Below are 26,501 nucleotides of genomic sequence, written 5' to 3'. Positions count from 1 at the left end.
TTTTATCTTGGGATTTTATACAAATGAAAAAAGCACTAATTACAGGTATTACGGGTCAAGATGGTTCATACCTTGCAGAATTCTTACTAGAAAAAGGTTATGAAGTTCATGGTATTAAACGCCGTTCATCTTTGTTTAATACACAACGTATTGACCATATTTATCAAGACCCGCATGAGTCACATGCTCGCCTGCATTTACATTACGGTGATTTAACCGACTCATCAAACTTGACCCGTATTTTAGCGGAAGTACAGCCAGATGAAGTGTATAACTTAGGTGCACAGTCACATGTAGCGGTATCATTTGAATCTCCTGAATATACAGCTGATGTTGATGCGATTGGTACTTTACGTTTGCTTGAGGCCATCCGTTTCTTAGGTTTAGAAAAGAAAACCAAGTTCTACCAAGCTTCAACCTCTGAACTTTATGGTTTAGTGCAAGAAATTCCGCAAAAAGAAACCACGCCATTCCATCCACGTTCTCCTTATGCAGTTGCAAAACTGTATGCGTATTGGATTGCGGTGAACTATCGTGAAGCATATGGCATGTTTGCTTGTAATGGTATTTTGTTTAACCATGAATCTCCGCGTCGTGGTGAAACTTTCGTTACTCGTAAAATTACCCGTGGTTTAGCTAATATTGCGCAAGGTTTAGACCAGTGCCTATATATGGGTAACTTGGACTCTTTACGTGACTGGGGGCATGCGAAAGACTATGTCCGTATGCAGTGGATGATGTTGCAACAAGAGAAGCCTGAAGATTTCGTGATTGCAACTGGTGTCCAGTATAGCGTGCGTCAATTTATTGAGTGGTCTGCTCTCGAACTCGGGATTACCTTAGAATTCACAGGTTCAGGTGTAGATGAAAAAGGTATTGTAACCAAAGTTGAAGGCGATAAAGCTCCATCTGTTCAAGTAGGTGATGTATTAGTTGCAGTGGATCCACGTTACTTCCGCCCTGCAGAAGTTGAAACTTTACTTGGCGATCCAACAAAAGCTAAAGAAGTGTTAGGTTGGACACCAGAAATTACCGTACAAGAAATGTGTGCGGAAATGGTGGCAGAAGACCTTAAAGAAGCACAACGTGTAGCTCTGTTAAAAGCACATGGTCATCATGTTTCAGTATCTTTGGAGCACTAAGCAATGTCAGTTGATGTAAATCAACGCATTTTTGTGGCTGGCCATCGTGGGATGGTTGGTTCTGCAATTGTGCGTCAGCTTCAGGCCAAAGGTTACCAGCACATTATTACAGCAACCCATGCTGAACTAGATTTGTGTAATCAAGCTGCAGTACAGCAGTTCTTTGCAGATCAAAATATTGATCAAGTGTATTTAGCAGCGGCAAAAGTGGGTGGTATTCATGCCAATAATACTTACCCTGCAGATTTCATTTATGAAAACTTGATGATCGAAGCGAATGTCATTCATGCTGCGCATCTACATGGTGTTCAGAAGCTGATGTTCTTAGGTTCATCTTGTATTTATCCAAAATTTGCACCACAACCGATGCAAGAAAATGCCTTACTTACAGGAACTTTGGAATGCACGAATGAGCCTTATGCGATTGCGAAGATTGCTGGGATTAAGCTGTGTGAAAGTTACAACCGCCAGTTTGGTCGAGATTACCGTAGTGTGATGCCAACAAATTTATATGGCCCGAACGATAACTTCCATCCAGAAAATAGTCATGTCATTCCGGCATTGCTACGTCGTTTCCATGAAGCGGTAAAAGAAAATGCTGAAGTGGTCACCATTTGGGGGAGTGGCAAGCCAATGCGTGAATTCTTACATGTCGATGATATGGCTGCAGCCAGCATTCATGTGATGGAATTGGACACTGAAACGTTTAAAGCGAATACGCAACCGATGCTGAGTCATATCAACGTGGGTACAGGTGTTGACTGTACTATTCGTGAGCTAGCTGAAACTATTGTCAAAGTCACAGGTTTCCAAGGTCACCTTGAATTTGATGCAACTAAACCGGATGGCACACCGCGTAAATTGATGGATGTGAGCCGTTTAGCGAATTTGGGTTGGAAAGCTAGCATTTCATTGGAAGATGGTTTGCGTGACGCCTATCAGTGGTATTTAAACAATATTGATTCTGCTCGGTCTTAAATATGTGGTTACCAGACGAAACATTTAAAAGTGTCATTCAGCATACACCGCTGATTTCGATTGACTTAATTGTTCGGAATGAACAAGGCGAGGTTTTATTAGGTAAACGTGTCAATGCGCCTGCAAAAGGCTATTGGTTTGTACCTGGTGGGCGTGTACGTAAAAATGAAACTTTGGATGATGCTTTTGTTCGTTTGGTACGAGAGGAGCTTGGTATTGAAGCGGGAATTACGCGTGCAGATGCCAAGTTTTTAGGTGTGTTTGAACATTTTTATGATGATTGTGTGTTTGGGGAAGATGTTACTACACATTATATAGTGTTGGCCTACTGCATAATTTTGAAAAAGAGAAATTTATCTCAATTTTCATTAAGTCAACATAATTCATATCGATGGACTCATTATTTAAAATTATCATGTTTGGATCAAATTCATGAAAATGTTAAAATTTATTTTTGAGTAGAACTATGGAATACTTAAACACTCGAAAAAAAATATTTAGTGAAGTTGAAATTAATAATATTTTATTGATTCCATTATTTTTAATTTTTTTAATTTTTGGGTTATTAAATACACTGGGTTTTGATTTAAAAGCTGTAATATATTTTGAAGTATTTTTTTTAATATTTTTTTTATTTGTTTTTATTTCAGGTAAAATAAATTTAAATATATTGAAAACTAATTTTTTTATATTATTTTACATAATTTTATCTTTTTTTTATGCAATTTTTTTGAATGGTAAAAATTTATTTGATTTTTTACTCATATATAAGTTTTTATTTTATTTTTTAATTTTGGGTTTTTTTTATAATAGAAATATTTTTACGAATTTAAATATAATTTTTTTATATAAAAAATTAATATTTTTATTTTTTATTTTTTACTCTATTCAAAAGATATTATTTGGTGTAGCTAGACCAGAGGTAGTTGGTGAAAATAACTATGAATTGGTTTTTTTGTCTGGAATATTTTTTTTAGTTAATTTGAATTTGAAAAAAATAGACTATTTTTATTTCTTTTTATTAGGTTTGGTAGTCTTTTTAAGTGGGTCTAGGTCTGGTGCCTCTATTTACTTATTAGGTGCTTTGATGTTGTTTTTAAATAGCATTTTTTCTTTAAAAAACATGATTTTATTATTAGGTTTGGTTTTAGCGTCTTTAGGTTTTTATTCTATATTTATGAGTCGTCTAGATGGTGGTATAGAGGATATAGATAGATTTAAAATGCTTGAAATGTTTTTATATTCAGTAAAAGATTGGGGTGTATTAAATTGGCTATTTGGTGCGGAAAGAATTTCTACACTACCTCAGGAAGCATGTAATTATTTGGCATTTTATGAAAGTTTATTTAGTTATAATAAAGATGGAACTTGTTATTCTGCTATATTTCATGCTTTTAATTTAAGGGTTGTATATGATCATGGGGTTTTAATTTCTATTGGAGTTTTTATTTATATATGGTGTATTTTATCCAATAGAATTAATTTTAAGAGTAAGCTATTTATAATCGCTTCAATTTTTTTAACTGGAATGTCTGTTTCCGCATTAAATAATATTTATGTTGCTATGTTATTAGCAATTGCGACTTCTTTTTTTATAAAAAATGAAGTTATAGTTTCTTCATATGAGTAAGTATATGAAAGTTTTACATGTAATTGCTTCCATTTCAAAAGAATCAGGAGGACCTGTAGAAGGTCTGATTCAATCTGTGCTTTATCGCCAATCACTTGGTCAGTATATCGAAGTATTAACTTTAGATCCTCATGATGCTGACTTTTTACATGAATTTCCATGTAAGGTTACAGGCGTAGGCCCAACTCCTAAAAAGTATGGGTATACACCTAAGTTAAAACAATGGATTGTGAAGAACGCAGATCGTTTTGATGTAGCAGTGATTCATGGTTTATGGAATCATGCTTCCGTTGGTGGATGGCAAGGGTGTGTCAAGGCAAATTTACCTTATGTGCTATTTACTCATGGAATGATGGATCCATGGTTCAAGAAAACTTATCCATTGAAACATTGGTTAAAGCAAATATTTTGGATTATTCAAGGTCCTGCATTAAAACATGCATCTGAAGTACTATTTACTAGTGAAGAAGAAAAAAAATTAGCCCAAGGTGTTTTTTGGGGATTCAAATATAATGCTAAAGTTGTTTCCTATGCTGCAGGTGAGGCAGTCACACCTTCAGAAGAAGCAATTAAAACTATTGATCAGATTCTAAAAGATGTGGCAGACAAACCCTATCTTTTATATTTAAGTCGTATTCATGAAAAGAAAGGCTGTGATCTTTTACTAAAAGCATTTGCTAAATTAGATAAACGAAAAGATCTGCAATTAGTTATGGCAGGCCCTTGTCATGATGACTATATTGTTACACTTCAAAAATTAGCTGTAGATTTAGGCATAACTGATCGTGTGCATTGGCCTGGAATGTTAAAAGGTGAACTCAAGGCTGCGGCTTTTAATAAAGCAGAAGCCTTTGTGCTTACGTCACATCAGGAAAATTTTGGGATTGCAGTTGCAGAAGCTTTAGCATATGGAAAAGCAGTTCTCATTTCGAATCAGATTAATATTTGGCGTGAAATTGAAAAAGGCGGTGCGGGAATCGTTGCACCTGATACAGTCGATGGGGCTTTGTCTGTTTTACAGCGTTGGGAAGAGATGTCTAATGATGAAAAACAACAGATGTCTAATGCCGCACGTAAAACGTATTTGGAAAACTTTACTGTGCAGGCTGCCGCAGATGATTTAACTGTTGCCTTACAGAGAGCAAAAGCAACAAGGTACATTCAATGAGTAATTCTCCTTTAAAAGCCACAGACAGAGATGATCCATTTAAAGGTGCGGCATCCTTTTCGTTGCAGCATAGATTGACTCGCATATTATGGTCATTCACATGGGCTTTATTGGCTTCTTGGACACCAGCTCCTTTGCATCGTTGGCGTGTTTTCTTACTTAAGCTTTTTGGTGCCAAAATACATCCAACAGCACATGTCTATAGTTCAGTAAAAATTTGGTATCCAGCAAATTTAATTATGGATGAGCATGCTTGCTTAGCTCCTCATGTCAATTGTTACAACATGAACATTGTTCATATTGGAGAAAAGGCAATTGTCAGTCAGTATGCAACGCTTTGCGGGGGAACTCATGATATTCGAGATCCAAAATTTCAGTTGATCACAAAACCAATCATCATAGAAAAGGGTGCATGGGTTGCTGCTAATGCATTTGTTGGTCCAGGTGTCAGCATGGCTGAAAATTCTGTAGTAGGAGCTTGCGGAGTGGTATTTAAAAATACGGTGCCAAATGGGATTTATGTTGGAAACCCAGCCCAATTTGTCAAAATGAGAGAGTTTAAAAATGCCTAATAAAAATTTGGCAGTTGTAATTTTAACGCATAATGAAAGTATGCATATTCAACGTTCCATTGAATCTGTGAAATCTATTGCCTCAGAAATTTTTGTGATTGACTCTGGATCTAAAGATCAAACAGTAAAAATCGCAGAAGAACATGGAGCAGTTGTTTTACATCATCCATTTTTAAATTATGCAAAACAATTTCAATGGGCAATCGACAATGCACCAATTACAGCAGATTGGACAATGCGTTTAGATGCTGATGAAATTATTGAACAAGATTTACAGCAAGAAATTCAAGAAAAATTGCATAGTTTACCTACCAATATTGTAGGGGTGAATTTAAAGCGTAAGCATATTTTTATGGACCGCTGGGTAAAACATGGGGGACGTTATCCTCTTGTCTTATTACGTATTTGGCGTACAGGACATGGTCGTATTGAAGATCGCTGGATGGATGAGCATATGGTTATTTCTGGCGGTGAAACCGTTACCTTTAATGGTGGATTTGCTGACTATAATCTTAATGATTTGACATTCTTTACAGATAAACATAATAAGTATGCTACCCGTGAAGCTATTGATGTTCTCAATCAAAAATTAAATTTATTCCCACGTGATGAATCATTAAATACTGAAAGTGCATCCTTTCAAGCATCTATAAAACGAATTGGTAAAGAAAAAATTTATAATAAAATTCCTTTTACAATAGCGGCATTTGCCTATTTTATTTATCGCTATGTCTTTCAGCTCGGATTTTTAGATGGACGTTCTGGTTTGGTTTACCACTTTTTGCAAGGCTATTGGTATCGTTTTTTAGTCGGTGCCAAAATTATGGAGCTTGAACAAGCAATTTCTGGAATGACCGATAAAAAAGAAATTTTAAAAGAAATTTCAAGACTGACAGGACATAAACTGGCAGATGACTAAATGAAAATATTATTTTACGGTATCAACTTCGCTCCTGAGCTCACAGGTATTGGTAAATATACAGGTGAAATGGCACAGTGGTTTGCGGAACAAGGTCATGAAGTACGCGTTATTACCGCACCACCATATTACCCAGCATGGAAAGTATCAGAAGGCTACCAAAATGCCTATGTCACTGAACAATGGAATGGAGTGGCTGTATATCGTACTCCACTTTGGGTACCTGCACAGCCAAGCGGTGTAAAACGACTTATTCATCTTGCTTCCTTTGCCTTGAATAGTCTGCCTACACTATTTAAACAATGGTCGTGGAAACCAGATGTCGTTTGGACTGTAGAACCCGCGTTGATGTGTGCACCAGCGACAGTCGCTTTCGCAAAATTGAATGGTGCAAAGTCTTGGTTACACGTGCAAGATTATGAAGTAAATGCTGCCTTTGATATGGGGTTGATTAAAGCAAAATGGCTTCGAGGTTTTGTTGAAGCATGTGAACGTTGGTTGATGCGTTGTTTTGATCGCGTATCCAGTATTTCAGGACAGATGCTTAAACTCGCACGTGCAAAGGGTATGGATGAAAAGAAAGTCATTTCTTTCCCGAATTGGGTGGATATTTCAGCCATTCAACCTTTAAAAGATGTGAGTCCATATCGAAAAGAGTTAAATATTAGTGACGATAAAATCGTTGCACTATATTCGGGTAATATGGGTGGCAAACAAGGGCTAGAAATCTTAGCGGAAGCAGCACGTATTATTGCAGAGCAAAAAAATGAAAATATTCAATTTGTATTCTGTGGTAATGGAGCAGGACGTGCAGAACTAGAACAAGCATGTACAGGTTTAAGCAATGTCATGTTTTTAGATTTGCAACCATTTGAACGTTTAGGTGAATTGTTGGGTTTGGCAGATATTCATCTATTGCCACAACGTGCGGATGCTGCCGATTTGGTGATGCCTTCTAAACTGACAGGTATGTTAGCAAGTGGTAAAAGTGTAATCGCAACTGCAGATGCAGAGACTGAATTGGGTTATGTCATTACTCAAGGTGCACAGTGCGGTTTGATTGTAGAGCCTGAAAATGGACAAGCCTTTGCACAAGCAATTCTTGAACTTTCATATGATGCAGAGCGTAGAAAAAGCTATGGTCGGAATGGGCGGAATTATGCAGAACATAATTTAAGTAAAAACCAAATATTAAAGAATTTCGAGAAAGAATTAGTAGAGGTAATTAATACTGAAAAATACTAAATAGAATTTGATTGAAATGAGGGTTGCATACTTGGGGGTTATATATTTCCCCCTATTTTTGATATTAATGAAAATTTAGATTGTATATCTAATGTAGGACGTTGACGTGAATTTTTAAAAAAATGACTAAATTTTGAATAAGGAAATTTTATGTACAGTACCAATTGATTGTGGCTTTGTTGCACAAAGATTTGAAATGCAAAGCGCCCCTAATTGAGCCAAATTTAAGGCGTAATTTGGGTAAGTGGTCGACCTAATTCCGTAAATCGGTTGAGGACTGCTACACGTGCATGAATTTCATTCACTTGGCTATCAAAACTCCTTGCACTAAGCCTATCACCCAATAATTTGATGCAGTGCATCTTGGTTTCTACCAAACTTCGGTGATGATAATTTGACCATTTTTTCCATAGTGTCCTGCCTAAACGTGTAACTGTTCGAAGTAATTCATTTCGCTCTAGCGAGCTACTGTTTGTATCTTTCCATGGTTTCACATTTTTTCTAGGTGGAATCACCGCATGCGCTTGCCGATTTGCAATGACCTGATAGCATTGCTTGGTGTCATAAGCTCCATCGGTATAAACAGAGTCAATCCGCTCATCTTGTGGAATTTGATCAAGTAAATCACCAAGCACCTGTGAATCACTGACATTATTTGTTGTAAGCTGAACTGCACGTATTTGCAGTATTTCAGCATCTATACCAATATGAAGTTTACGCCATTGGCGACGATATTCAGCTCCATGTTTCTTGCGTTTCCATTCGCCCTCACCTAGAAACTTCATGCCTGTAGAGTCTATGAGTAGATGCAGCCCATCGCTACTTTTTTGGTAGCTGATTGCAATATCAATATGCTTTTGTCTTCTACAAAACGTACTGTAATCTGGTGCGGTCCAATTTAATCAGCAAAGTTTAATCAGACTTTGCACAAAACCAGTGACCATACGTAAAGATAGACGGAATAAGGATTTAATCATTAAGCAGCATTGGATAGCTGCGTCGGATTAGGTTTGATTTCGCCCTTGTTTGCCTTTTGATGGAGCATACCATTGCGTAGCAGGATCAAACCAAATGGCAATATTTCCGCGACTCATGAGTACTCGGTTATATGCGGGCCAATTGGTTGTGCGGTAGATTTTATGTGTAGGCTTCTTCATTTGAAAATTATATCGCTGAAAAAGCCTTTACAGATAGGTTTGTGCAACAAAGCCAGTCATTGGCTTAAGCAGGATTCGGGTTAAATAGTAATTTAAAATATTTATAATAATACTATATAATATATTAATTTAAAATCAGGTCCTTATGGTATAAGTTAATGAGTGAACGAAAATTAGAAGTTGATTCTCTTAGAGGAATAGCATGTATTTTGGTAGTCGGATTTCATGCATTTGGAAGTATAGCTTCGTATGGCTTGCTAAATGAAAATCTAATACTGGAAAAAATCATATTATTTTTGACCTTTTTAAGAATGCCATTATTTACTTTTCTTGGAGGATATGTTTATTCAATCAGACCTCTTAAGGAAGGATCGTTTAAGAAATATTTTAAAGGAAAGTTTAATAGATTAATTATACCCGCTATATTTGTAGGCCTGCCAACAATAATAATTCAATATTTTTTTGGGGGGTCGCATAATTATACAGTCAATGATTTGCTTTTATATCCAATAACTCCTTTAGGGGTATTTTGGTATTTACATGCTATGTTAATTATATTTATATTAATTGGGTTGTTAGACTATTTTGACTTAATTAAATCAAATTTAAATTTATTAATTTTTTTTGCTATCTCATTGATATTATATTTTTTTAAAGATTTGTATAGTATTAAATTTATGGCATTGGGAAAAGCTATATATTTGTTACCATTTTTTTTGGTGGGTATGATAATTGAAAGAAATAAGAGTAAGATTGTGGGAAATATTAAATTTATAATTTATTTAATTGGTTTTTTATCAATTTTTTATATTATTAGACTGATTTTTTTGGGGTTGGAAGAGGTTAATAAATTCTCTTTAGAAAATGCAATTTTGTCTATTATTATCTGTATATTTGTTTTTAATTTGAAGATTAAAATTAAATTTTTGGCATATATAGGTGTTTTTTCTTATAGCATATATTTATTTCATTCTTTATTAGTCTCTTCTCCAAGAATTTTATTAAGTAAAATGGGGTATAATATTGATTATCCATTGCTTGTTATTTTATTTTCTACATTAATTGGTGTTTTTTGTCCTATTTTTTTGGATAAAATTTTGTCGAGAAATAAAATAAGCTCATTTTTGTTTTTGGGTAAAAATATTAAATGAATAAAATTAAGTTTTTTAATTAAATTATTGTGAATTATTGGATTAGTAATATTAGGTAAAAATATTTAATATTACTAAACTGGGCAGAGTAAAACTTGAAGTGCGACATAAACCACCTAATTAATTTAAAGGGTTTATGGAGTATATAAAATTGTCATACCATCATCTTAACTTTGAAGATCGTACTGCATTAATGCTTGAGTCAAGAAAAGAAGGCTTTTCACCCAGAAAATTTGCTGAACTTATTAAAAGACATCCTAGTACGATCTATCGTGAACTTAAAAGAAATAGCATCAATGACGTTTATCAAGCTCGATATGCTTCTGATAACACCTTCGCTAGACGTAGACGTGGTCACAGAAAACTCAAAATCGACTCAATCCTCTGGAGATTTATTGTTGAAGCGATCCGTTGTTTATGGTCTCCTCAGCAAATATCGAAGCGTTTAAAGACATTTTCTGATTTGGATCAAACAATGAATGTAAGCCATACAACGATTTACTCAACTATACGAGCATTACCAAAGGGTGAGTTGAAAAAAGACTTATTATCCTGTCTGCGTCATGAAAATAAAAAGCGAAAAGCTAACGGTGAACCTAAAAAAGATTCTATATTACAGGATATTAAAACTATTCATGAGCGCCCAGCTGAAGTTCAAGAAAGAAAAATACCGGGTCATTGGGAGGCCGATTTAATTAAAGGTAAAGACAATAAAAGTTCGATAGCAACACTTATTGAACGAAATATACGGCTCTGTATCTTGGCAACATTACCTGATGCAAAGGCAGAATCAGTGCAGGCTTTAACTGAAGCTCTGAAATATTTACCTGCAGAACTGCGTAAAACGTTGACCTATGACCGTGGACGTGAGATGTCAGAACATAAAATACTCGAAGAAGATTTAGGCATAGATGTATATTTCTGTGACCCACATTCACCATGGCAAAAAGGCACATGCGAAAATATGAATGGTTTAATTAGGCAATATTTACCTAAAGGGATTGATTTAAATCAGGCAGATCAGCATTATTTAAATCAAGTTGCCATGTCACTGAATACTCGTCCTAGAAAAGCGTTAGATTGGCTTACACCATTAGAGAAGTTTGCTCAGCTTGTTGATTATCATAAGGCTTTTGAAACTGTCGCACCTCATGTTTGAATTCGCCCTGATTTCTTATAGATACTAATAAATAGTATATAATATTAATCCTTAAATTTATTTCTGAAAAAAGGACATAGCTGAACTTTAAAAATAAGCCCTTTTTTATAAAAATAGTTAAACAAGGTTGCAGAAAGTAGTTCTATTAATGCAATACCATATGCTGCACCCATTAAGCCAAAATACTTGATACATAAATAAGAAATAGGAACAGAACAAACAGCCATGCACAGCATTTTTTTAGAAATGTAACTGTAACCTTCTTCGCGAATAATTAATCGAGCTGCTGCTGTACCTAAACCAGAAAACATCCCTGCACATGCCATCACGACTAAAAGTGGAACAGCAGGTAAATATGCCTGACCGTAAAGCAAAGAAATAATCCAATGTCCTAAAACTGCAAAACCAATAATTGCACCACTTGAAATTGTGATAATTAATAAATTCAGTTTTGCAAACATGCTATAAGCAACATTGTCATTTTTCTCTTTATAAATTTTGGTCATGACAGAGGTAATCAAAGACTGATTGACAAAGCCCCATGCCATACCAATGCTTGATGCAACAGAATATAACCCCAATTCATAGGTTGAGGTTAAATGTACCAACATCAAATTGGTTATTTGAACATAAAGAGCAATCGATAAAGTAGAAAGAACTAAAGCACTACCTGCATAAAGATAATACTTACAGTAAGCAATTGAACGAATACGTGGCGCATGATCAGCCAAATTAAAATAATAACGTTTAGCGATATAAGGAATGAATGTCACTAATACAATAGGAATGGCTAAATACTCTGCTGGCAACTCAAATAGCACAATTAAAGAACGAACAGCAAAGGCAATGGTCAATCCTGCAATATTAACAAGGGTATTGATATAAGATTTTAGGACAGCATTATTATAAATAACAAAAATATCTTGAATTAAGATAAACGTTGCCAATGCCGTGGCAATACCGAAAATAAAGGTCAATTGATCCGTATAGATAAAAAGCCAAGCCAGTACAGGAAAGCTAAATAGGCTAAATAATAACTTGCGTAAATTTTGTGTGGAATTTAGAAATTTTAGTCCTGAAGATGGATTCTTACTGACACGTTTGAATAAAATTTCTTGATTGCCAAACCATGTTAAGGTTTGAACGAAGGCGAAGATCGTTGTCGCTAATGCAATTTTTCCAAAATTTGTTGGCCCAATATATTTGGCAACATAGGACATGACAAAAATCAAACCAAACATGGAAATGATTTTTTCAAGCATCATCCAAAGGGAGTTAGACAGGATTTTTTTAGAAAGAATAGACATTAGTATGTTTTAGAATCTCAAAGAATGAAAAAATAAAATGCTCACGAGGAGCATTTTATGAATGGGTTAATTAAATTTAAACACGGCCATATAAGTCTTCAAACCGAACAATGTCATCTTCACCCAAATAAGAGCCGGACTGAACCTCAATCAACTCAAGTGGGACTTTACCTGGGTTTTCTAAGGCATGTGTTTCACCGAGTGGAATATAAATTGATTGGTTTTCAGTGAGTAGCACTGTTTCGTCACCCTTACGCACTTTGGCTGTACCATTCACCACAATCCAATGCTCTGCACGGTGATGGTGCATCTGTAGCGAAAGTTTCTGACCAGGATTCACCACAATGCATTTTACTTGATAACGACTACCATGGTTAATTGAGTCATAGCTACCCCAAGGGCGGTAGACCTTACGATGTTGATCAATTTCAGAGCGATGTGTATTTTTAAGCCTTTCTACAATCTTTTTAATGTCTTGGACTTTTGCTTGGTCGGCTACAAGTACGGCATCCGCAGTTTCAATGACGACAACATTTTGTAAGCCAAGTGTACTGACGAGACGGGTTTCAGCATGGATTAATGAGTTATGAGTATCTTGTGTGATGACATCGCCGCGAATGCTATTGCCATTTTCATCTTTTTGACTCACTTCCCAAACACTGTTCCAAGCACCAACATCATTCCAATTGGCATTCAGTGGTACTACGACAGCATGTTCGGTTTTTTCCATCACAGCATAGTCAATTGAATCTTCTGGACACTGTTCAAAACTTGTTTTATCAAGACGTATAAAATCTAGATCATTCTTACTATTCGCAATTGCTTTTTTAGCATTAGTGACAATGGCCTGATTAAATTTTTCTAGCTCTTGTAAGTACGTAGATGCTTTAAACATAAACATACCACTGTTCCATAAATATGAACCATCACCTACATATTTTTCTGCAGTTTCACGATTCGGTTTTTCTACAAACTGTGCAACAGGATAGCTTTGGATTTCAGATTGTTCGACTTTTTGTTCAGCCTTAATATAGCCATAACCCGTTTCTGGGGATGTGGGCACAATCCCAAAAGTGACTAATTTCCCTGATTCTGCTGCAGTTAGACCTACCGCTACAGCCTGATTAAAGGATTCTTGTTGTTCAATGACGTGATCTGCTGCAAGAATCAGTAAAACTGGATCTTCTCCATGGGAGAGGGCTAATTCTGCTGCTGCTGCAATAGCGGGTGCTGTGTTGCGGGCAATGGGTTCTAGTAAAATTTGAGCTGGTGTTTTCTGTAGTCTTAGCTGCTCTGCAACAATGAAACGATGATTTTCATTTGTGACAATAATTGGATTTTGGAAATTTGCAAGTTCTTGATTCAGCTTGGATATACGTTCAAGTGTTAGCTGGAATAAGGTTTTTTCTTCAGTAATAGGTAGGAATTGTTTTGGGTAGCTAGAACGTGAGAGTGGCCAAAGACGTGTACCCGAACCACCAGATAAAATTACAGGAATCATCATTCAATCTCTATGTATTTATGACATTATAAGACTCTTTATATATTTTTTCAGTGTGAAAAAATATATCTATTTATATTTTAAATAAAATTTTAAACTTTATAGATATAGCTTTTGTGTTTCTTTATTCATAAACTATACTAACACGCGTGATCAAATGGCTAAAGGATTCAATAATTAAAGTTTAACTTAATTGTAGTTATTTAATTTTAGAAGAATCCTTCAATATATAAATACAGGCATACAATGGCTTCTCGATTAAATGCATCTTACATCTCAATATTACAGCGGTTTTGCGATGTTTTGGCTATTTACCTTGGTTTTTACTTCATATATAAGTTTAATGCGTTTGATTTTGGACAACAAGCATTTGCCATGTTTCTTACGGTAGTGAGTGTTTTTCAACTTATTGGTGGTCTGACGGATTTTTATCGGTCATGGCGTGGTATTAGCCTATTTAATGAACTTATTTTTTGTTTAAAAAATACAACTCTTAGTATCTTAATTTCTTCTTCTATATTAATTTTTTTAAAAAATATTACATTTGACATTTTACTTAATTATTTTGTTAGTGTAGTCGCTATGATGGCAGTTTTAAGAATTGCTATCCGTCTGATATACAGTATTTTCTATAAACTTTCCCATAAATCAACGAATGTAATGATTTTTGGTGAAGGAGAAAAGGCACAAAAACTATATGCGGATTTAAAAAATTCAGAGTGGATTGGCTTTACTCCTATTGGTTTATTTACATTCGAAGATAAAGCAGACACATCTATTTATTCTGGTAACTTTATTGAAGGCATGCATACTATCAAAGAAGAAAATATTGATAAGGTTTATGTAGTTATTAATCAACATAATATCGGTCAAGCAGATGAACTTATCAAATTTTTATCTGATACCACATGTTCCACGATTATTATTCCTGAGTTGTTTAGTCATGAATTTTTATATTCTCGGGTGGAGGATATCAATGGGACCCCTATTATCCCAATTATTGATACGAGATTAACAGGTATTAATACATTCGTGAAGCGAATAGAAGATATCTGCTTTTCAGCCATGATTTTAATACTCATTTCTCCTCTTTTATTAGCTATAGCTATTTCGATCAAATTGACATCTAAAGGTCCGGTATTCTTTAAACAAACCCGTTATGGTTTAAATGGTAAACCAATCTTAGTTTATAAATTTAGATCTATGAATGTTATGGAGAATGGTGCTAAAGTCACTCAGGCTGTAAAAAATGATCCACGTTTGACGCCGATTGGCGGTTTTTTAAGACGTACATCAATTGATGAGCTGCCACAATTCATTAATGTGTTTTTAGGGTCAATGTCTGTCGTAGGGCCGCGTCCACATGCGGTTGCGCATAATGAAGAATATCGTAAGTTAATTCCTGGCTATATGTTACGGCATAAAGTAAAGCCTGGGATTACAGGCTTAGCTCAGATTCGTGGTTGGCGTGGTGAAACAGATACTTTAAACAAGATGGAAAAACGTATTGAGTGTGATTTAGAGTACATTCGTACCTGGAGTATCTGGCTTGATATTCATATTATTTTCTTAACTGTATTTAAAGGATTTATTCATAAATCCGCTTATTAAATTCTGATATAGAAGTGAAGTGTTAATTTTGGTTTAAAATATGCTTTAGATATCAGATAAATTTATTGCATTAACTCAACATCATTTGATGTTTACTAGGAATATTTATGATTAAGAAAGCAATTCTTCCTGTTGCTGGTCTAGGTACACGTTTTCTCCCGGCCAGTAAATCAATTCCAAAGGAAATGGTAACCGTGGTTGACCGTCCAGCAATTGAATATGTAGTCAAAGAAGCAGTTGCAGCCGGTATTGAGCAAATTATTCTAGTAACACATTCATCTAAGGCATCAATTGAAAACTATTTTGATCGCAATTTTGAACTTGAAACAACCTTAGAGCAAAAGAAAAAAATTGATTTGCTTAAAGAGATTACAGAAATTTTACCTCCATATGTGAGTGTGGTGAGTGTACGTCAGCCTCAACCACTAGGTTTAGGACATGCTGTGCTTTGTGCTAAGTCTATAATAGGTAACGAGAATTTTGCAGTTTTATTGCCTGATGTTCTGGTGAAAGATTCTGATACTAAAAATGATCTGTCTTTGATGATTGAACGTTTTAATACATCAAATGCATCACAAATCATGGTAGAAGCTGTGCCTGATCAGCTTGTTGATCAATATGGCATCGTAGATGTGGCTGTAACTCTTGAAGAGGGCCAAAGTGCTGTAATGCAAGGTATTGTAGAAAAACCAGCTTTAGGAACCGCACCTTCGAATTTGTCGGTAGTGGGACGTTATATTTTACCTGCTAAAATCATGCAATTACTTGAGCAGACACCTAAAGGTGCAGGTAATGAGATTCAGTTAACAGACGCAATTGCGATGTTACAGCAAACAGATACAGTAGAAGCTTATCGTATGAAAGGGCGAACCTTCGATTGCGGCAGCAAAATAGGTTATTTAAATGCTGTATTACATTATGGTATTGACCATCCTAAATTAGGAACAGAATTTAAAGCTTTAATTCAAAAATTAAAATTGTAAAAAATGTGAGTTAATAGATGAAGATTGCAATTTTTGGGACAACCCTATATGCGGCTGTGATGGCATCTTTATTAGCAGAATGCGGGCATTATATTTATGTTTGTAGCAATATTGATGATCCTCAAAAAAAAGGATTTGATGTTCGTGAGCGAGAGGTTATTCAAGCACTAGAACAGCATATTAAAGCAGGGTTTCTCAGCTATTGTGATTTTCAAAGTCTTCCTTTAGATATTGATGCTTATATCTTTAGTTTTAATCATGTAGAAAAGGAAACAGCGCTTAAAGTACTTGATCTAATTAATCAGCGGACTATTATCCATCCTAAATTAATGATTAATGCTTCAACTTTTGGCTTAAATGGTACTGAGCAGTTGCAAGCACGATTACCACAGGATCAATGGGTTTATTTACCTGATATGGTACAGGAAGGTCAAGCTTTTCAAAGCGTTTTGTCCTTGAGGCGTATCATTATTGGTTGTAATGATGAAAAAGCAAAAATTAAATTACAAGAAATGCTTCGCCCCTTGTTTCCAAGACTGAAGCATTATTTGTTTATGCCTATATTAGATGCTGAATTTACTAAATTAAGTATCTCTGGAATGTTAGCTACTCGTATAAGTTATATCAATGATTTGGCAGTCGTTGCAGAAAAAGTGGGAGTAGATATTAATTATGTCAGAGAAGGAATGGGAGCAGATAGCCGTATCGGTGGATCCTATTTATACCCGGGGGCTGGTTTCGGAGGAGAAAACTTCTCTCATGATATTTTAACCTTATCTACTGCGGTTGCAAATACGGGTGTAAAAAGTCAATTACTTACCCAAGTATGGGAAATTAATGAGCAGCAAAAAGAATTGATGTTCCGTAAACTCTGGAATTATTTTCATGGTGATTTAGCAGGAAAGACGGTCGCAATCTGGGGAGCTGCATTTAAGGTAAATACCTCTAGCACCCAATACTCTCCTATTCATCCTATGCTCGAGGCACTATGGGCACAAGGTGTGAAAGTGCAATTACATGATCCTCAAGCTTTAGAGGAGATTCGTCATTATTATAGGGATCGTCCTGATCTTATTCTTTGTGAAGAGCAGTATGCAGCTGTTAATAATGCCCATGCATTATGTGTATTAACTGCATGGAAGCAATACGGTTCATTGGATTACAAGCACTTACAAAGACTAATGGTTCATCCATTGATTTTGGATGGACGTAATATATATGATCCTGCTTATATAAAAGAACAAGGATTTGCCTATATAGGGGTGGGCCGATAATGATGAACTTACAAATATTCCCAAAAAAAGACTTGGTATCTACTTTGTCAAGCCTGGAAGAACTTTCTAAAACAATAGGGAAAAAACATTTAAACGATTTTTTTGCAGAAGATTCTGAACGGTTCGAACATTACTCTCTTCAATGTGAAGATCTTATTTTTGACTATAGTAAACAGCGTATTGATCAATCCGTGATTCATGGTTTATTAGACGTTGCTCGAGTAAGAGATTTATCGACCTGGATTAAACGTCTATTTTCTGAAGAAGCGATCAATTATACGGAACAGCGTTCAGTGATGCATTGGGCGCTCCGTTTGCCCAAAGATCATCAAATTTATCCAAAATTAACTGACCAAGTACATACACAACTTGAACGTATGTATGCCTTAGTGGAAAAAATTCATTCAGGACAATATCGAGGAGTGACAGGCGAGGTTATTCAGGATGTCGTCAATATAGGAGTTGGAGGATCTGATTTAGGCCCTATGATGGTTAGTCATGCCTTATCTGATTTTAAAGTAAAAACGGCTAAACCTTTAAAAGTACATTTCGTATCTACCATGGATGGTAGCCAACTATCTGATATTTTGCATCAATTAAGACCTGAAACTACCTTATTTATTATTTCTTCTAAATCATTTAGCACAATTGATACACTATATAATGCTCAAACTGCACGCCAATGGTTAGAAAAACAGCTAGGAAAATCTGAATCATTAAATTGCCAACATTTTATTGGTGTATCGACTAAACCTGAAAAAATGACTGAATGGGGTATTTGTAAAGAAAACCAGCTCCTGCTTTGGGATTGGGTAGGTGGTCGATATTCATTATGGTCCTGTATTGGTCTGCCAATCGCTCTTAATATTGGCGTAGAGGGATTTAAACGTCTTTTGGCAGGGGCTTATGCGGTAGATGAGCACTTTAAAAATGCAGATTTTAAAGAGAATATCCCTGTTATTATGGCAGTTTTGGGTATGTGGAATTTAAATTTCCTTAATATCCAAACACATGCAGTTTTACCCTATGATGGTCGCCTAAAGTATTTTTCTGCTTATCTACAGCAGCTAGAAATGGAATCGAATGGTAAGTCGATTCAACGTAATGACCAAAAAGTTGAAAACAGTACCTGTCCAATTATTTGGGGAGAGGTCGGACCTAATGCGCAGCATGCTTTCTATCAATTACTTCATCAGGGTACCCATACTGTAAGTTGTGACTTTATTGCACCAGTACAACGTTATACATCTAATCAATTTACTTATGTGGAAACAGCAGATGCTCTAATTGATCAACATCATTTAGCATTATCCAACTGTTTAGCCCAATCTCGGTTATTAGCTTTTGGAAATCAAGCACTTGATTCTGAAGAAGTAGAAAGCTTACCTTTATATAAACAGTATGAAGGTAATAAACCTAGCTCAACAATTTTAGTAAAAGAGCTTAGTCCCTATACATTAGGAATGCTGATCGCATTATATGAACATAAAGTCTTTGTACAGTCGGTACTGTGGAATATCAATGCATTTGACCAATGGGGCGTAGAGAAAGGTAAAGAAATTGCCAACTTGGTTTTACCTGTTTTGAACGGCAATAAAACTGATTTTAGTGGATTTGATAGTTCAACCTGTGGTTTGTTAAGTATCTTGCTCGGAAAGTAATATGGCAAAAATTTTGGTAACGGGTGGGGCTGGATATATAGGCTCGCATACATGTGTGGAATTGTTACATGCAGGGCATGAGGTCATTGTATTTGATAATCTTTGTAATAGTTCAAAGGTTGCCTTGGAGCGAGTTCAAATCCTCACAAATAAGTCTTTAGATTTTATACAAGGCGATATTCGTGATGTCTATGCACTGGATCAGGTTTTTAGTGATTATAAAATTGATGCCGTCATTCACTTTGCTGGGTTAAAAGCAGTAGGGGAAAGTCAAAAAATACCACTAGAATACTTTGACAATAATATTTCGGGTTCGGTGTGTCTAGTCCGAGCGATGGAAAGAGCTCATGTATTTAATTTGGTGTTCAGTTCTTCAGCCACTGTTTATGGAGAGAAAAACTCAGCGCCTTACCAAGAGGATATGCCTGTAGGTATGCCTACCAATAATTATGGCTATACTAAGATGGTCATTGAACAAGTACTAGAAAAAACAGCAGAGTCAAATCCGAATTGGTCTATAGCACTGCTACGCTATTTTAACCCAGTGGGAGCGCATAAGAGTGGAGAAATTGGTGAAGATCCGCAAGGCATTCCTAATAATTTAATGCCATTTGTCGCACAAGTCGCAGTTGGTCGTCGTGAACAATTGTGTATTTTTGGCAATGACTACCCAACAGCAGATGGTACCTGTGAGCGTGATTTTATTCATGTAGTTGATCTTGCCAAAGCCCATGTATTAGCAATTGAAAATCGTCTTAATAATAGTGGTTGTCGAGCATGGAATATTGGTACAGGTACTCCAATTTCAGTGCTGCAGATTGTGAAAGCCTTTGAACTTGTTAATCAGGTTAAGATACCTTATGTATTTGCACCACGCCGTGTTGGAGATTTACCAAGCTTTTATGCTGACAACCAACGTGCTCAACAAGAATTGGGCTGGAAGGCAGAATATTGTCTGGAGGATATGCTTGCGCATAGCTGGCATTGGCAGAAAAAATATCCTAATGGTTTTTGTGAACAAATAATGAAATAAAAATCTAAATATTGGAAGGAAGGGATAGATGATTAAGTCTGCAAAAACTTTAGCTATTGGGTGTTTAACTATTATATCAATTCATTCACAAGCAAATGGAATTATATTAAATGAGGAGAATCTGCGTAATGATTTAAATTGGTTGAATCAACAAGGTGTGATTCAAATTAGTACTTCAACCTGGCCACTCAGCGAAGCAGAATTAAGTAGAGCTTTGAGCAAAGCTGTTGTAAACAATAATATACAACAAAAAGTCATTGATAAAGTTAATGATTATCTAAAATTGGAAAACAATAAGCTTATATTGGATGTTTTTACTGAAACCGAACAACAAAGACAATCTCAGTTTTTTGCAAATAAAGAAAGTGCACAACATCATGTTGGTATAGGCTTTAAAGCCAATAGTGAGCATTGGGCATCACAAATTAAGATAAATGTAGAAAAAGATCAGATAATTGAAAATGATCAAAAGGTGAATGTTGAGGGCTCATATTTAGGTGTAAATTTTTGGAATCAGTGGTTTATTGCTGGGCAAATACCTACATATTGGGGACCAGGATATGAGGGAAGTTTAATTCGTGGTGATGCTAGCCGGCCTGTATATGGTGTAACTTTGCAAAGAGTAGAGCAAAAAGCTTTTGAATCAACTTGGCTTTCATGGATTGGTAATTGGCAGTATCAGATGTTTGCTGGTCAATTGGATGATTACCAATCAATCCCAAATGCTAAGTTACTTGGCTTGCGTGTAACTATGCAGCCGCGCCCATATTTAGAAATTGGAGCATCACGAATTTTTCAGTGGGGAGGGGATGGAAAAGATGAAAGCTTAAGTGGGTTATGGGAAGCGATTAAAGGGAATGATAATGTTGATGATCGAGCATTGGATAAGTCTAATCAACTTGCCGGTATTGATGTGAAATTCAATTTCAACTCTTTCATTAACTTACCTTTGGGATTATATGGGCAGTTGATTGGTGAAGATGAAGCGGGTTATCTTCCATCAAGGAAATTTCATTTATTAGGGATAGATTATTCATCTAAGTTAAGTAAATTTCCAATTCAACTATATCTAGAGATGGCTGATACTCGTACGAATGGAAAAGTATGGGGGTATACATATAGTCATGGTGACTATAAGGATGGATATTATCAGCATGGATACCCTTTAGGCCATTCTATTGGTGGTGATAGCCAGATATATTCTATGGGAGGGAATATTATTATAGATAGAATGAATCGCTTATCTGGAAGAGTACTTACTTCTGAAATTAATCAATCTAGTAGAGATATAAACTATAAATACCCAACTCAAGAAAAAATTAAAGCATTAGAAGTTAGCTGGACACATTATATTGATAATGTTACACCATTAAAATTAAAAGGATGGCTGAATGATTCTAATTTAAATGGTAGTGATAGTGGACTAGCTTTAAGTTTAGAGGTTCCTTTAGATAAATTATTATTTAAATAATATAAAAACTGGTTAAGAGTAAAATCCCTTTAACCATTCAGAGTAGGTTAAAGGGGCTAAATCATTATTGATGAATCAGATCGGTCAGTACCTCAACATAATCCTGAATTGGTTTTGGGTTTAGACTGGTACGACTTTCAATGTTCAAACGCAATAATGGCTCTGTATTTGACGCGCGAACATTTAAACGCCAAGCACCAAAATTCAGACTGACCCCATCAGTATAATCAATGATAGGGTTTTGATCAGCAAAGTGGTCGAAGATTTTTTGAATGGTTGCTTGAGTATCAGCCACTTTAAAGTTGATTTCACCTGAGCATGGGAACCTGGCAATCATTGCCTGGACAAGTTCAGACAAAGGCTTCTTGGTTTCTGATAATACCACCACTGCTAATAACCATGGAATCATCCCACTATCGCAATAGGCAAAATCACGGAAGTAATGGTGTGCAGACATCTCACCCCCATACACAGCATTGTGTTCACGCATCACTTCTTTAATGAAGGCATGTCCTGATTTTGATTGAACAGTGATACCACCATGCTGTTCCACAATATCAAGGGTATTCCAAGTCAATCGTGGATCATGAACAATTTTCTCACCCGACTGTTTCAATAAGAATGCTTGTGCAAGCAGACCGACAATATAATAACCTTCAATGAATTGTCCTTTTTCATCGAAAAGGAAGCAGCGGTCGAAGTCGCCATCCCATGCTAAACCCATATCTGCACCATGTTCGAGTACCGCATTGCGGGTACTATCACGGTTTTCAACTAACAATGGATTAGGGATACCATTCGGGAAGTTACCATCTGCTTCATGATGAATCTTGATGAATTCAATTGGAACATTCAGTTCTTTGAATTTTTCTTCTAAAGCATCGACTACATGGCCTGCTGCACCATTACCTGCATTTGCCACCAGTTTTAACGGACGGATTTTAGCAGGATCTATATAAGTTAATAAATGATCGATAAATTCAGGTAGAATATTATACTTCTGAGTAGTTCCCTTAGCTGCAACTTCATTAAATGTACCAGCTTCTACCAAGGCTTGAATTTCTTTTAGGCCGGTATCTGCGCTAATTGGGCGTGAGTTTTCACGTACCAATTTCATGCCATTATAATCCATTGGATTGTGACTAGCAGTTACTTCAATACCACCTTGGACATCTAAATGGAATGCCCCAAAGTAGACTTCTTCAGTACCGGTCATACCCAAATCGAGGACATCGACACCTGCATCATTCAAACCACGAATAGTGGCTTGTTTTAGGTCTTCACTAGTCAGGCGAACGTCACAACCAACAACAATAGTTTTAGGCTGATAAATTTGACCATAAGCACGGCCAATTTTATAGGCGACTTCTTCGTTCAGCTCACTACCCAATTTGCCGCGAATATCATAAGCTTTGAAACAAGAAAGTTTTTTCATAATTTATTATTTAAGCGTATAATTGAAAAATATATTCTAACCTATTTAAAGAGTTTTATCATTCAGCTAGTTACATAATATTAAAATAATATTTCATTTGAAGAATAAAGCATTTTATTAAAAATTATAAGGACAAAAATATGTCTAATAATAAATTATATTCAATTAATATATTGAGATTTATTGCTGCAAGTTTTGTCTTGCTCAGTCATATAGAAAATAAAGTTCATCAGTATAATATCCTGTCTTTAGAGTGGTATCGATTTAGAGGGCCTGGTGTTGATATTTTCTTCGTAATGTCCGGGTTTATTATCTGTTTAACGACAGCTAAAAAAAATATAACTCCTATAAAATTTTTAAAAGGTCGTATGCAAAGAATATTGCCTCTCTATTGGTTTTTTACCACTGTGGCTCTTTGTATTTTTTTATATAACCCCGACCTTATTAATATGAGTGGTGGATATACAAATGTTATAGCTTCTTATTTGTTAATTCCAGGGGAGCATAAGTTCCTTGTTCAAAATGGCTGGACCCTAAGTTATGATGTTTATTTCTATATCATTTTTGCTTTATCTCTCTATTTCTTTAGAAATAAAATAAATTATATTGCATTAATAGCGGTATTAACCTTTTTACCTGCTGTAGGAATATTGGTATTAAATTTAGATAAAGTATTCTTTTTTAATGTGATTCTTTTAGAGTATACCTTGGGTATTTGTGCATATCTCATTTATATTGAATGCAATTTAAACTTTGTGCTGAATATTATTCTGATTCTATTGGGAACTGCATTTATTTTCTTTCAGAATATATTTAATGTGTTTGAAACTGGATTTGGTCGTGCTTTGGACAGAGGAGTGCCAGCCTTTTTATGTGTGGTTGGTGTGATTGGTTTGGAAAGCTTTTTTAAAAACCACTATCATAAATTTGTAAATATTTTAGATAGATTAGGGAACACGTCTTATTCTATTTATCTAAGTCACCCATTCATACTGGTTATAGGAACAAAGTTATATATAAGCTATTATTTTTTTCAAAATCTTAATTTTGCTTTATTTTTATATGTGATCTGTATTTTTATTGGGTACTATGTAAATAAATTTATTGAAATCCCTTTAAATAGGACAGTTAAGAATTCATTTAAATCAAATTCTATATGGATATTAAAGATTAAAATATTTATTCGGAATTTAAGAAATATATAGTTAACCTGTTATATGAGAGTAATCAAAAACATCATATAACAGGCTAATTTTATGGATTATTCCACTGTTACTGATTTTGCCAAGTTACGTGGCTGGTCAACATCAGTACCACGCAGGACTGCCACATGATAGGAGAGTAATTGCACCGGAATACTGTACACGATTGGAGCTAATAGAGCATCTACACTTGGTACATAAACCACATGCTGGCGCTCTTTGGCTTTGATGCCGCTATTTTCATCCGCAAAGACAAATAATTCACCACCACGTGCCTGAACTTCTTCCATATTGGATTTCAGTTTATCGAGCATGTTATCTTGCGGTGCCAGAATTACCACAGGCATGTCATTATCTACTAAAGCCAGTGGACCGTGCTTCAGCTCACCCGCCGCATAACCTTCTGCATGAATATAAGAAATCTCTTTTAGCTTCAGTGCACCTTCCAGTGCGATCGGGAAGTGTGTACCGCGGCCTAGGAATAGACAGTGCTGTTTCTCTACAAACAGTTCAGAGAGACGCAGAATTTCATCATTATGACTTAAGGTATCTAGCAGTACCTTAGGCATATGCCATAGTCCAGTGGTGATCTCAGTCATCTGTTCAGCTGAAATGGCATTTTTCACTGTACCGATTTTCAGTACCAGTAACATTAGGGCTGCAAGCTGGGTGGTAAAGGCTTTGGTTGAAGCCACGCCAATTTCAGGACCCGCTAAAGTCAGCAGGCTGTAATCTGTTTCACGTACCATTGAAGATGTAGCCACATTACAAATCGTCATCGTCGTAATGTTTACACCTTTTGATGTAGCACGTTTTTGCGTATCACGCAGAGCGGCTAAGGTATCGGCTGTTTCACCTGACTGAGAAATACACACATAAAGTGTGTTATTGACAATCACTGGCGTACGGTAGCGGAATTCACTGGCAATCTCGACCTGACAAGGCAGATCAATTAGCTGTTCAAACCAGTATTTGGCAATCATGCCGGCGTGGTAACTGGTACCACAGGCAATGATCTGAATCTGCTGGATTTTTGAAAAATCCTGTTCCGCATTTACCAGAAAATCTTCACGCAGCGTATTGCCATTCAAGGCTTGTGAAATAGTCTGTTTTAGGGCTTCAGGTTGCTCATAGATTTCTTTGAGCATGTAGTGCTTATATTCACCCTTAGATGCATTGCTCACGGTGGCATCCAGTTCTTTGACTGGGCGATCTACTAGTTGACCATCCACAAATACTTCAATCGCAGTGCGAGTTAGACGCGCAATATCACCTTCTTCAAGATAGATAAAGCGATTCGTGATCGGTAATAAAGCCAACTGGTCAGAACTGATAAAGTTTTCACCAATCCCGACACCAATCACTAATGGTGAACCTTCACGTACAGTAATCAATTCATCTGGATGATCTGTATGTACGATCCCGAGCGCATAAGCGCCTTTCAGCTGTGGTACGACCTGACGAACAGCTTCAAGCAGGCTAGGGGTAGATTTCAGTGCATCATTGACCAGATGGGCAACCACCTCAGTATCAGTTTGTGAAGTGAATACATAGCCTAAAGCTTCAAGATCATCTTTCAGTTCCTGGTAGTTTTCAATAATCCCGTTATGAACCACAGCAACATTACCCGAAATATGGGGATGAGCATTGTTTTCAGTCGGTTTACCATGAGTTGCCCAGCGTGTATGCGCGATACCTAATGAACCATTAATCTGTGATTCATTCACAGCTTGTTCAAGGTTCGCAACTTTACCTACACGGCGCTCACGTAGCACCTGGCTATTATTGATTAAGGCCAGACCCGCAGAGTCATAGCCACGGTATTCAAGACGTTTTAGGCCTTCAATTAAGATATTGCTGATATTACGTTCCGCGATGCCACCGACGATACCACACATACTA

The 26,501-nt window shown here is 36.0% G+C and carries 21 protein-coding genes and 1 pseudogene; 17 read left to right on the top strand and 5 right to left on the bottom strand.

Annotated elements, in window-relative coordinates:
• The first annotated feature begins 23 nt into the window (after positions 1-23).
• The 8 genes from gmd to AC4MBN_RS14015 are packed head-to-tail and all read left to right on the top strand — an operon-like array spanning position 24 to position 7,654.
• Positions 24-1,142 carry a GDP-mannose 4,6-dehydratase gene (gene gmd, locus AC4MBN_RS14050; RefSeq protein WP_491880408.1) on the top strand — a complete coding sequence of 373 codons (1,119 nt, stop codon included), beginning with the start codon at positions 24-26 and terminating at the stop codon, positions 1,140-1,142.
• Between the two features lie 3 nt (positions 1,143-1,145).
• A complete protein-coding gene (gene fcl, locus AC4MBN_RS14045) occupies positions 1,146-2,120 on the top strand; it encodes a GDP-L-fucose synthase (RefSeq protein WP_491880407.1) in 975 nt (324 codons plus the stop codon).
• Positions 2,121-2,122: 2 nt separating this feature from the next.
• Positions 2,123-2,578: a GDP-mannose mannosyl hydrolase gene (locus AC4MBN_RS14040; protein ID WP_491880406.1), complete on the top strand. Its 456-nt coding sequence runs from the start codon at positions 2,123-2,125 to the stop codon at positions 2,576-2,578.
• A gap of 8 nt (positions 2,579-2,586) precedes the next feature.
• Positions 2,587-3,750 carry a hypothetical protein gene (locus AC4MBN_RS14035; RefSeq protein ID WP_491880405.1) on the top strand — a complete coding sequence of 388 codons (1,164 nt, stop codon included), beginning with the start codon at positions 2,587-2,589 and terminating at the stop codon, positions 3,748-3,750.
• A gap of 4 nt (positions 3,751-3,754) precedes the next feature.
• Positions 3,755-4,918 carry a glycosyltransferase gene (locus AC4MBN_RS14030; protein WP_491880404.1) on the top strand — a complete coding sequence of 388 codons (1,164 nt, stop codon included), beginning with the start codon at positions 3,755-3,757 and terminating at the stop codon, positions 4,916-4,918.
• Positions 4,915-5,490, top strand: coding sequence for an LbetaH domain-containing protein (locus tag AC4MBN_RS14025; protein WP_491880403.1), 576 nt, complete (start codon positions 4,915-4,917; stop codon positions 5,488-5,490). Before AC4MBN_RS14030 ends, AC4MBN_RS14025 begins: the two co-directional genes overlap by 4 nt.
• Positions 5,483-6,409 (top strand): glycosyltransferase family 2 protein, encoded by a 927-nt coding sequence (locus AC4MBN_RS14020; protein WP_491880402.1) that lies wholly within the window; start codon positions 5,483-5,485, stop codon positions 6,407-6,409. Before AC4MBN_RS14025 ends, AC4MBN_RS14020 begins: the two co-directional genes overlap by 8 nt.
• Positions 6,410-7,654 (top strand): glycosyltransferase WbuB, encoded by a 1,245-nt coding sequence (locus AC4MBN_RS14015; protein ID WP_491880401.1) that lies wholly within the window; start codon positions 6,410-6,412, stop codon positions 7,652-7,654. It begins immediately after the preceding gene.
• 224 nt (positions 7,655-7,878) lie between these two features.
• Here AC4MBN_RS14015 and AC4MBN_RS14010 read toward each other — a convergent pair.
• Positions 7,879-8,811, bottom strand: a pseudogene (locus tag AC4MBN_RS14010) (IS5 family transposase).
• A gap of 158 nt (positions 8,812-8,969) precedes the next feature.
• Here AC4MBN_RS14010 and AC4MBN_RS14005 point away from each other — a divergent pair.
• Both AC4MBN_RS14005 and AC4MBN_RS14000 read left to right on the top strand, forming a co-directional pair.
• On the top strand, positions 8,970-9,962 hold the full coding sequence (locus AC4MBN_RS14005) for an acyltransferase family protein (protein ID WP_491880400.1): 993 nt from the start codon (positions 8,970-8,972) through the stop codon (positions 9,960-9,962).
• A 136-nt stretch (positions 9,963-10,098) separates the two neighbouring features.
• Positions 10,099-11,121 carry an IS30 family transposase gene (locus AC4MBN_RS14000; protein WP_491880399.1) on the top strand — a complete coding sequence of 341 codons (1,023 nt, stop codon included), beginning with the start codon at positions 10,099-10,101 and terminating at the stop codon, positions 11,119-11,121.
• Positions 11,122-11,165: 44 nt separating this feature from the next.
• Here the strand turns inward: AC4MBN_RS14000 and AC4MBN_RS13995 are convergent, their stop codons facing one another.
• Both AC4MBN_RS13995 and AC4MBN_RS13990 read right to left on the bottom strand, forming a co-directional pair.
• On the bottom strand, positions 11,166-12,428 hold the full coding sequence (locus AC4MBN_RS13995) for an oligosaccharide flippase family protein (protein ID WP_491880398.1): 1,263 nt from the start codon (positions 12,426-12,428) through the stop codon (positions 11,166-11,168).
• 76 nt (positions 12,429-12,504) lie between these two features.
• Entirely contained in the window at positions 12,505-13,929 is a 1,425-nt protein-coding gene (locus AC4MBN_RS13990) for a mannose-1-phosphate guanylyltransferase/mannose-6-phosphate isomerase (RefSeq protein ID WP_491880969.1), read from the bottom strand.
• A 246-nt stretch (positions 13,930-14,175) separates the two neighbouring features.
• Here AC4MBN_RS13990 and AC4MBN_RS13985 point away from each other — a divergent pair, with 246 nt between their 5' ends.
• The 6 genes from AC4MBN_RS13985 to AC4MBN_RS13960 all read left to right on the top strand — a co-directional run bounded on the left by AC4MBN_RS13985 (position 14,176) and on the right by AC4MBN_RS13960 (position 21,962).
• On the top strand, positions 14,176-15,540 hold the full coding sequence (locus AC4MBN_RS13985) for an undecaprenyl-phosphate glucose phosphotransferase (RefSeq protein ID WP_491880397.1): 1,365 nt from the start codon (positions 14,176-14,178) through the stop codon (positions 15,538-15,540).
• A 107-nt stretch (positions 15,541-15,647) separates the two neighbouring features.
• Positions 15,648-16,523 (top strand): UTP--glucose-1-phosphate uridylyltransferase GalU, encoded by an 876-nt coding sequence (galU, locus tag AC4MBN_RS13980; protein WP_491880396.1) that lies wholly within the window; start codon positions 15,648-15,650, stop codon positions 16,521-16,523.
• Positions 16,524-16,540: 17 nt separating this feature from the next.
• Positions 16,541-17,797, top strand: a complete 1,257-nt coding sequence (locus AC4MBN_RS13975) for a nucleotide sugar dehydrogenase (RefSeq protein ID WP_491880395.1) — start codon at positions 16,541-16,543, stop codon at positions 17,795-17,797.
• A complete protein-coding gene (gene pgi / locus AC4MBN_RS13970) occupies positions 17,797-19,458 on the top strand; it encodes a glucose-6-phosphate isomerase (RefSeq protein WP_491880394.1) in 1,662 nt (553 codons plus the stop codon). Before AC4MBN_RS13975 ends, pgi begins: the two co-directional genes overlap by 1 nt.
• A 1-nt stretch (position 19,459) precedes the next feature.
• The gene (gene galE, locus AC4MBN_RS13965; protein ID WP_491880393.1) at positions 19,460-20,491 is read left to right on the top strand and encodes a UDP-glucose 4-epimerase GalE; all 1,032 of its coding nucleotides are present in this window, start codon (positions 19,460-19,462) and stop codon (positions 20,489-20,491) included.
• 28 nt (positions 20,492-20,519) lie between these two features.
• Positions 20,520-21,962, top strand: a complete 1,443-nt coding sequence (locus AC4MBN_RS13960; RefSeq protein WP_491880392.1) for a capsule assembly Wzi family protein — start codon at positions 20,520-20,522, stop codon at positions 21,960-21,962.
• A gap of 64 nt (positions 21,963-22,026) precedes the next feature.
• On the opposite strand, the gene AC4MBN_RS13955 is transcribed toward AC4MBN_RS13960, so the two are convergent.
• The gene (locus AC4MBN_RS13955; RefSeq protein WP_491880391.1) at positions 22,027-23,397 is read right to left on the bottom strand and encodes a phosphohexomutase domain-containing protein; all 1,371 of its coding nucleotides are present in this window, start codon (positions 23,395-23,397) and stop codon (positions 22,027-22,029) included.
• 140 nt (positions 23,398-23,537) lie between these two features.
• On the opposite strand from AC4MBN_RS13955, the gene AC4MBN_RS13950 reads away from it, so the two are divergent.
• Positions 23,538-24,602: an acyltransferase family protein gene (locus AC4MBN_RS13950; protein ID WP_491880390.1), complete on the top strand. Its 1,065-nt coding sequence runs from the start codon at positions 23,538-23,540 to the stop codon at positions 24,600-24,602.
• A 56-nt stretch (positions 24,603-24,658) separates the two neighbouring features.
• Here the strand turns inward: AC4MBN_RS13950 and glmS are convergent, their stop codons facing one another.
• Positions 24,659-26,497: a glutamine--fructose-6-phosphate transaminase (isomerizing) gene (gene glmS / locus AC4MBN_RS13945; protein WP_491880389.1), complete on the bottom strand. Its 1,839-nt coding sequence runs from the start codon at positions 26,495-26,497 to the stop codon at positions 24,659-24,661.
• Between the last annotated feature and the right edge of the window lie 4 nt (positions 26,498-26,501).

It is taken from the genome of Acinetobacter sp. CAU_H_60 (genome assembly GCF_058599385.1).
This window is presented reverse-complemented; position numbering and strand designations above follow the sequence as displayed.

Bases quoted from the DNA above. Each gene is read 5' to 3' on its own strand.
- gmd (WP_491880408.1), top strand. From the start codon at position 24: ATGAAAAAAGCACTAATTACAGGTATTACGGGTCAAGATGGTTCATAC.
- fcl (WP_491880407.1), top strand. From the start codon at position 1,146: ATGTCAGTTGATGTAAATCAACGCATTTTTGTGGCTGGCCATCGTGGG.
- AC4MBN_RS14040 (WP_491880406.1), top strand. From the start codon at position 2,123: ATGTGGTTACCAGACGAAACATTTAAAAGTGTCATTCAGCATACACCG.
- AC4MBN_RS14035 (WP_491880405.1), top strand. From the start codon at position 2,587: ATGGAATACTTAAACACTCGAAAAAAAATATTTAGTGAAGTTGAAATT.
- AC4MBN_RS14030 (WP_491880404.1), top strand. From the start codon at position 3,755: ATGAAAGTTTTACATGTAATTGCTTCCATTTCAAAAGAATCAGGAGGA.
- AC4MBN_RS14025 (WP_491880403.1), top strand. From the start codon at position 4,915: ATGAGTAATTCTCCTTTAAAAGCCACAGACAGAGATGATCCATTTAAA.
- AC4MBN_RS14020 (WP_491880402.1), top strand. From the start codon at position 5,483: ATGCCTAATAAAAATTTGGCAGTTGTAATTTTAACGCATAATGAAAGT.
- AC4MBN_RS14015 (WP_491880401.1), top strand. From the start codon at position 6,410: ATGAAAATATTATTTTACGGTATCAACTTCGCTCCTGAGCTCACAGGT.
- AC4MBN_RS14005 (WP_491880400.1), top strand. From the start codon at position 8,970: ATGAGTGAACGAAAATTAGAAGTTGATTCTCTTAGAGGAATAGCATGT.
- AC4MBN_RS14000 (WP_491880399.1), top strand. From the start codon at position 10,099: ATGGAGTATATAAAATTGTCATACCATCATCTTAACTTTGAAGATCGT.
- AC4MBN_RS13995 (WP_491880398.1), bottom strand. From the start codon at position 12,428: ATGTCTATTCTTTCTAAAAAAATCCTGTCTAACTCCCTTTGGATGATG.
- AC4MBN_RS13990 (WP_491880969.1), bottom strand. From the start codon at position 13,929: ATGATTCCTGTAATTTTATCTGGTGGTTCGGGTACACGTCTTTGGCCA.
- AC4MBN_RS13985 (WP_491880397.1), top strand. From the start codon at position 14,176: ATGGCTTCTCGATTAAATGCATCTTACATCTCAATATTACAGCGGTTT.
- galU (WP_491880396.1), top strand. From the start codon at position 15,648: ATGATTAAGAAAGCAATTCTTCCTGTTGCTGGTCTAGGTACACGTTTT.
- AC4MBN_RS13975 (WP_491880395.1), top strand. From the start codon at position 16,541: ATGAAGATTGCAATTTTTGGGACAACCCTATATGCGGCTGTGATGGCA.
- pgi (WP_491880394.1), top strand. From the start codon at position 17,797: ATGATGAACTTACAAATATTCCCAAAAAAAGACTTGGTATCTACTTTG.
- galE (WP_491880393.1), top strand. From the start codon at position 19,460: ATGGCAAAAATTTTGGTAACGGGTGGGGCTGGATATATAGGCTCGCAT.
- AC4MBN_RS13960 (WP_491880392.1), top strand. From the start codon at position 20,520: ATGATTAAGTCTGCAAAAACTTTAGCTATTGGGTGTTTAACTATTATA.
- AC4MBN_RS13955 (WP_491880391.1), bottom strand. From the start codon at position 23,397: ATGAAAAAACTTTCTTGTTTCAAAGCTTATGATATTCGCGGCAAATTG.
- AC4MBN_RS13950 (WP_491880390.1), top strand. From the start codon at position 23,538: ATGTCTAATAATAAATTATATTCAATTAATATATTGAGATTTATTGCT.
- glmS (WP_491880389.1), bottom strand. From the start codon at position 26,497: ATGTGTGGTATCGTCGGTGGCATCGCGGAACGTAATATCAGCAATATC.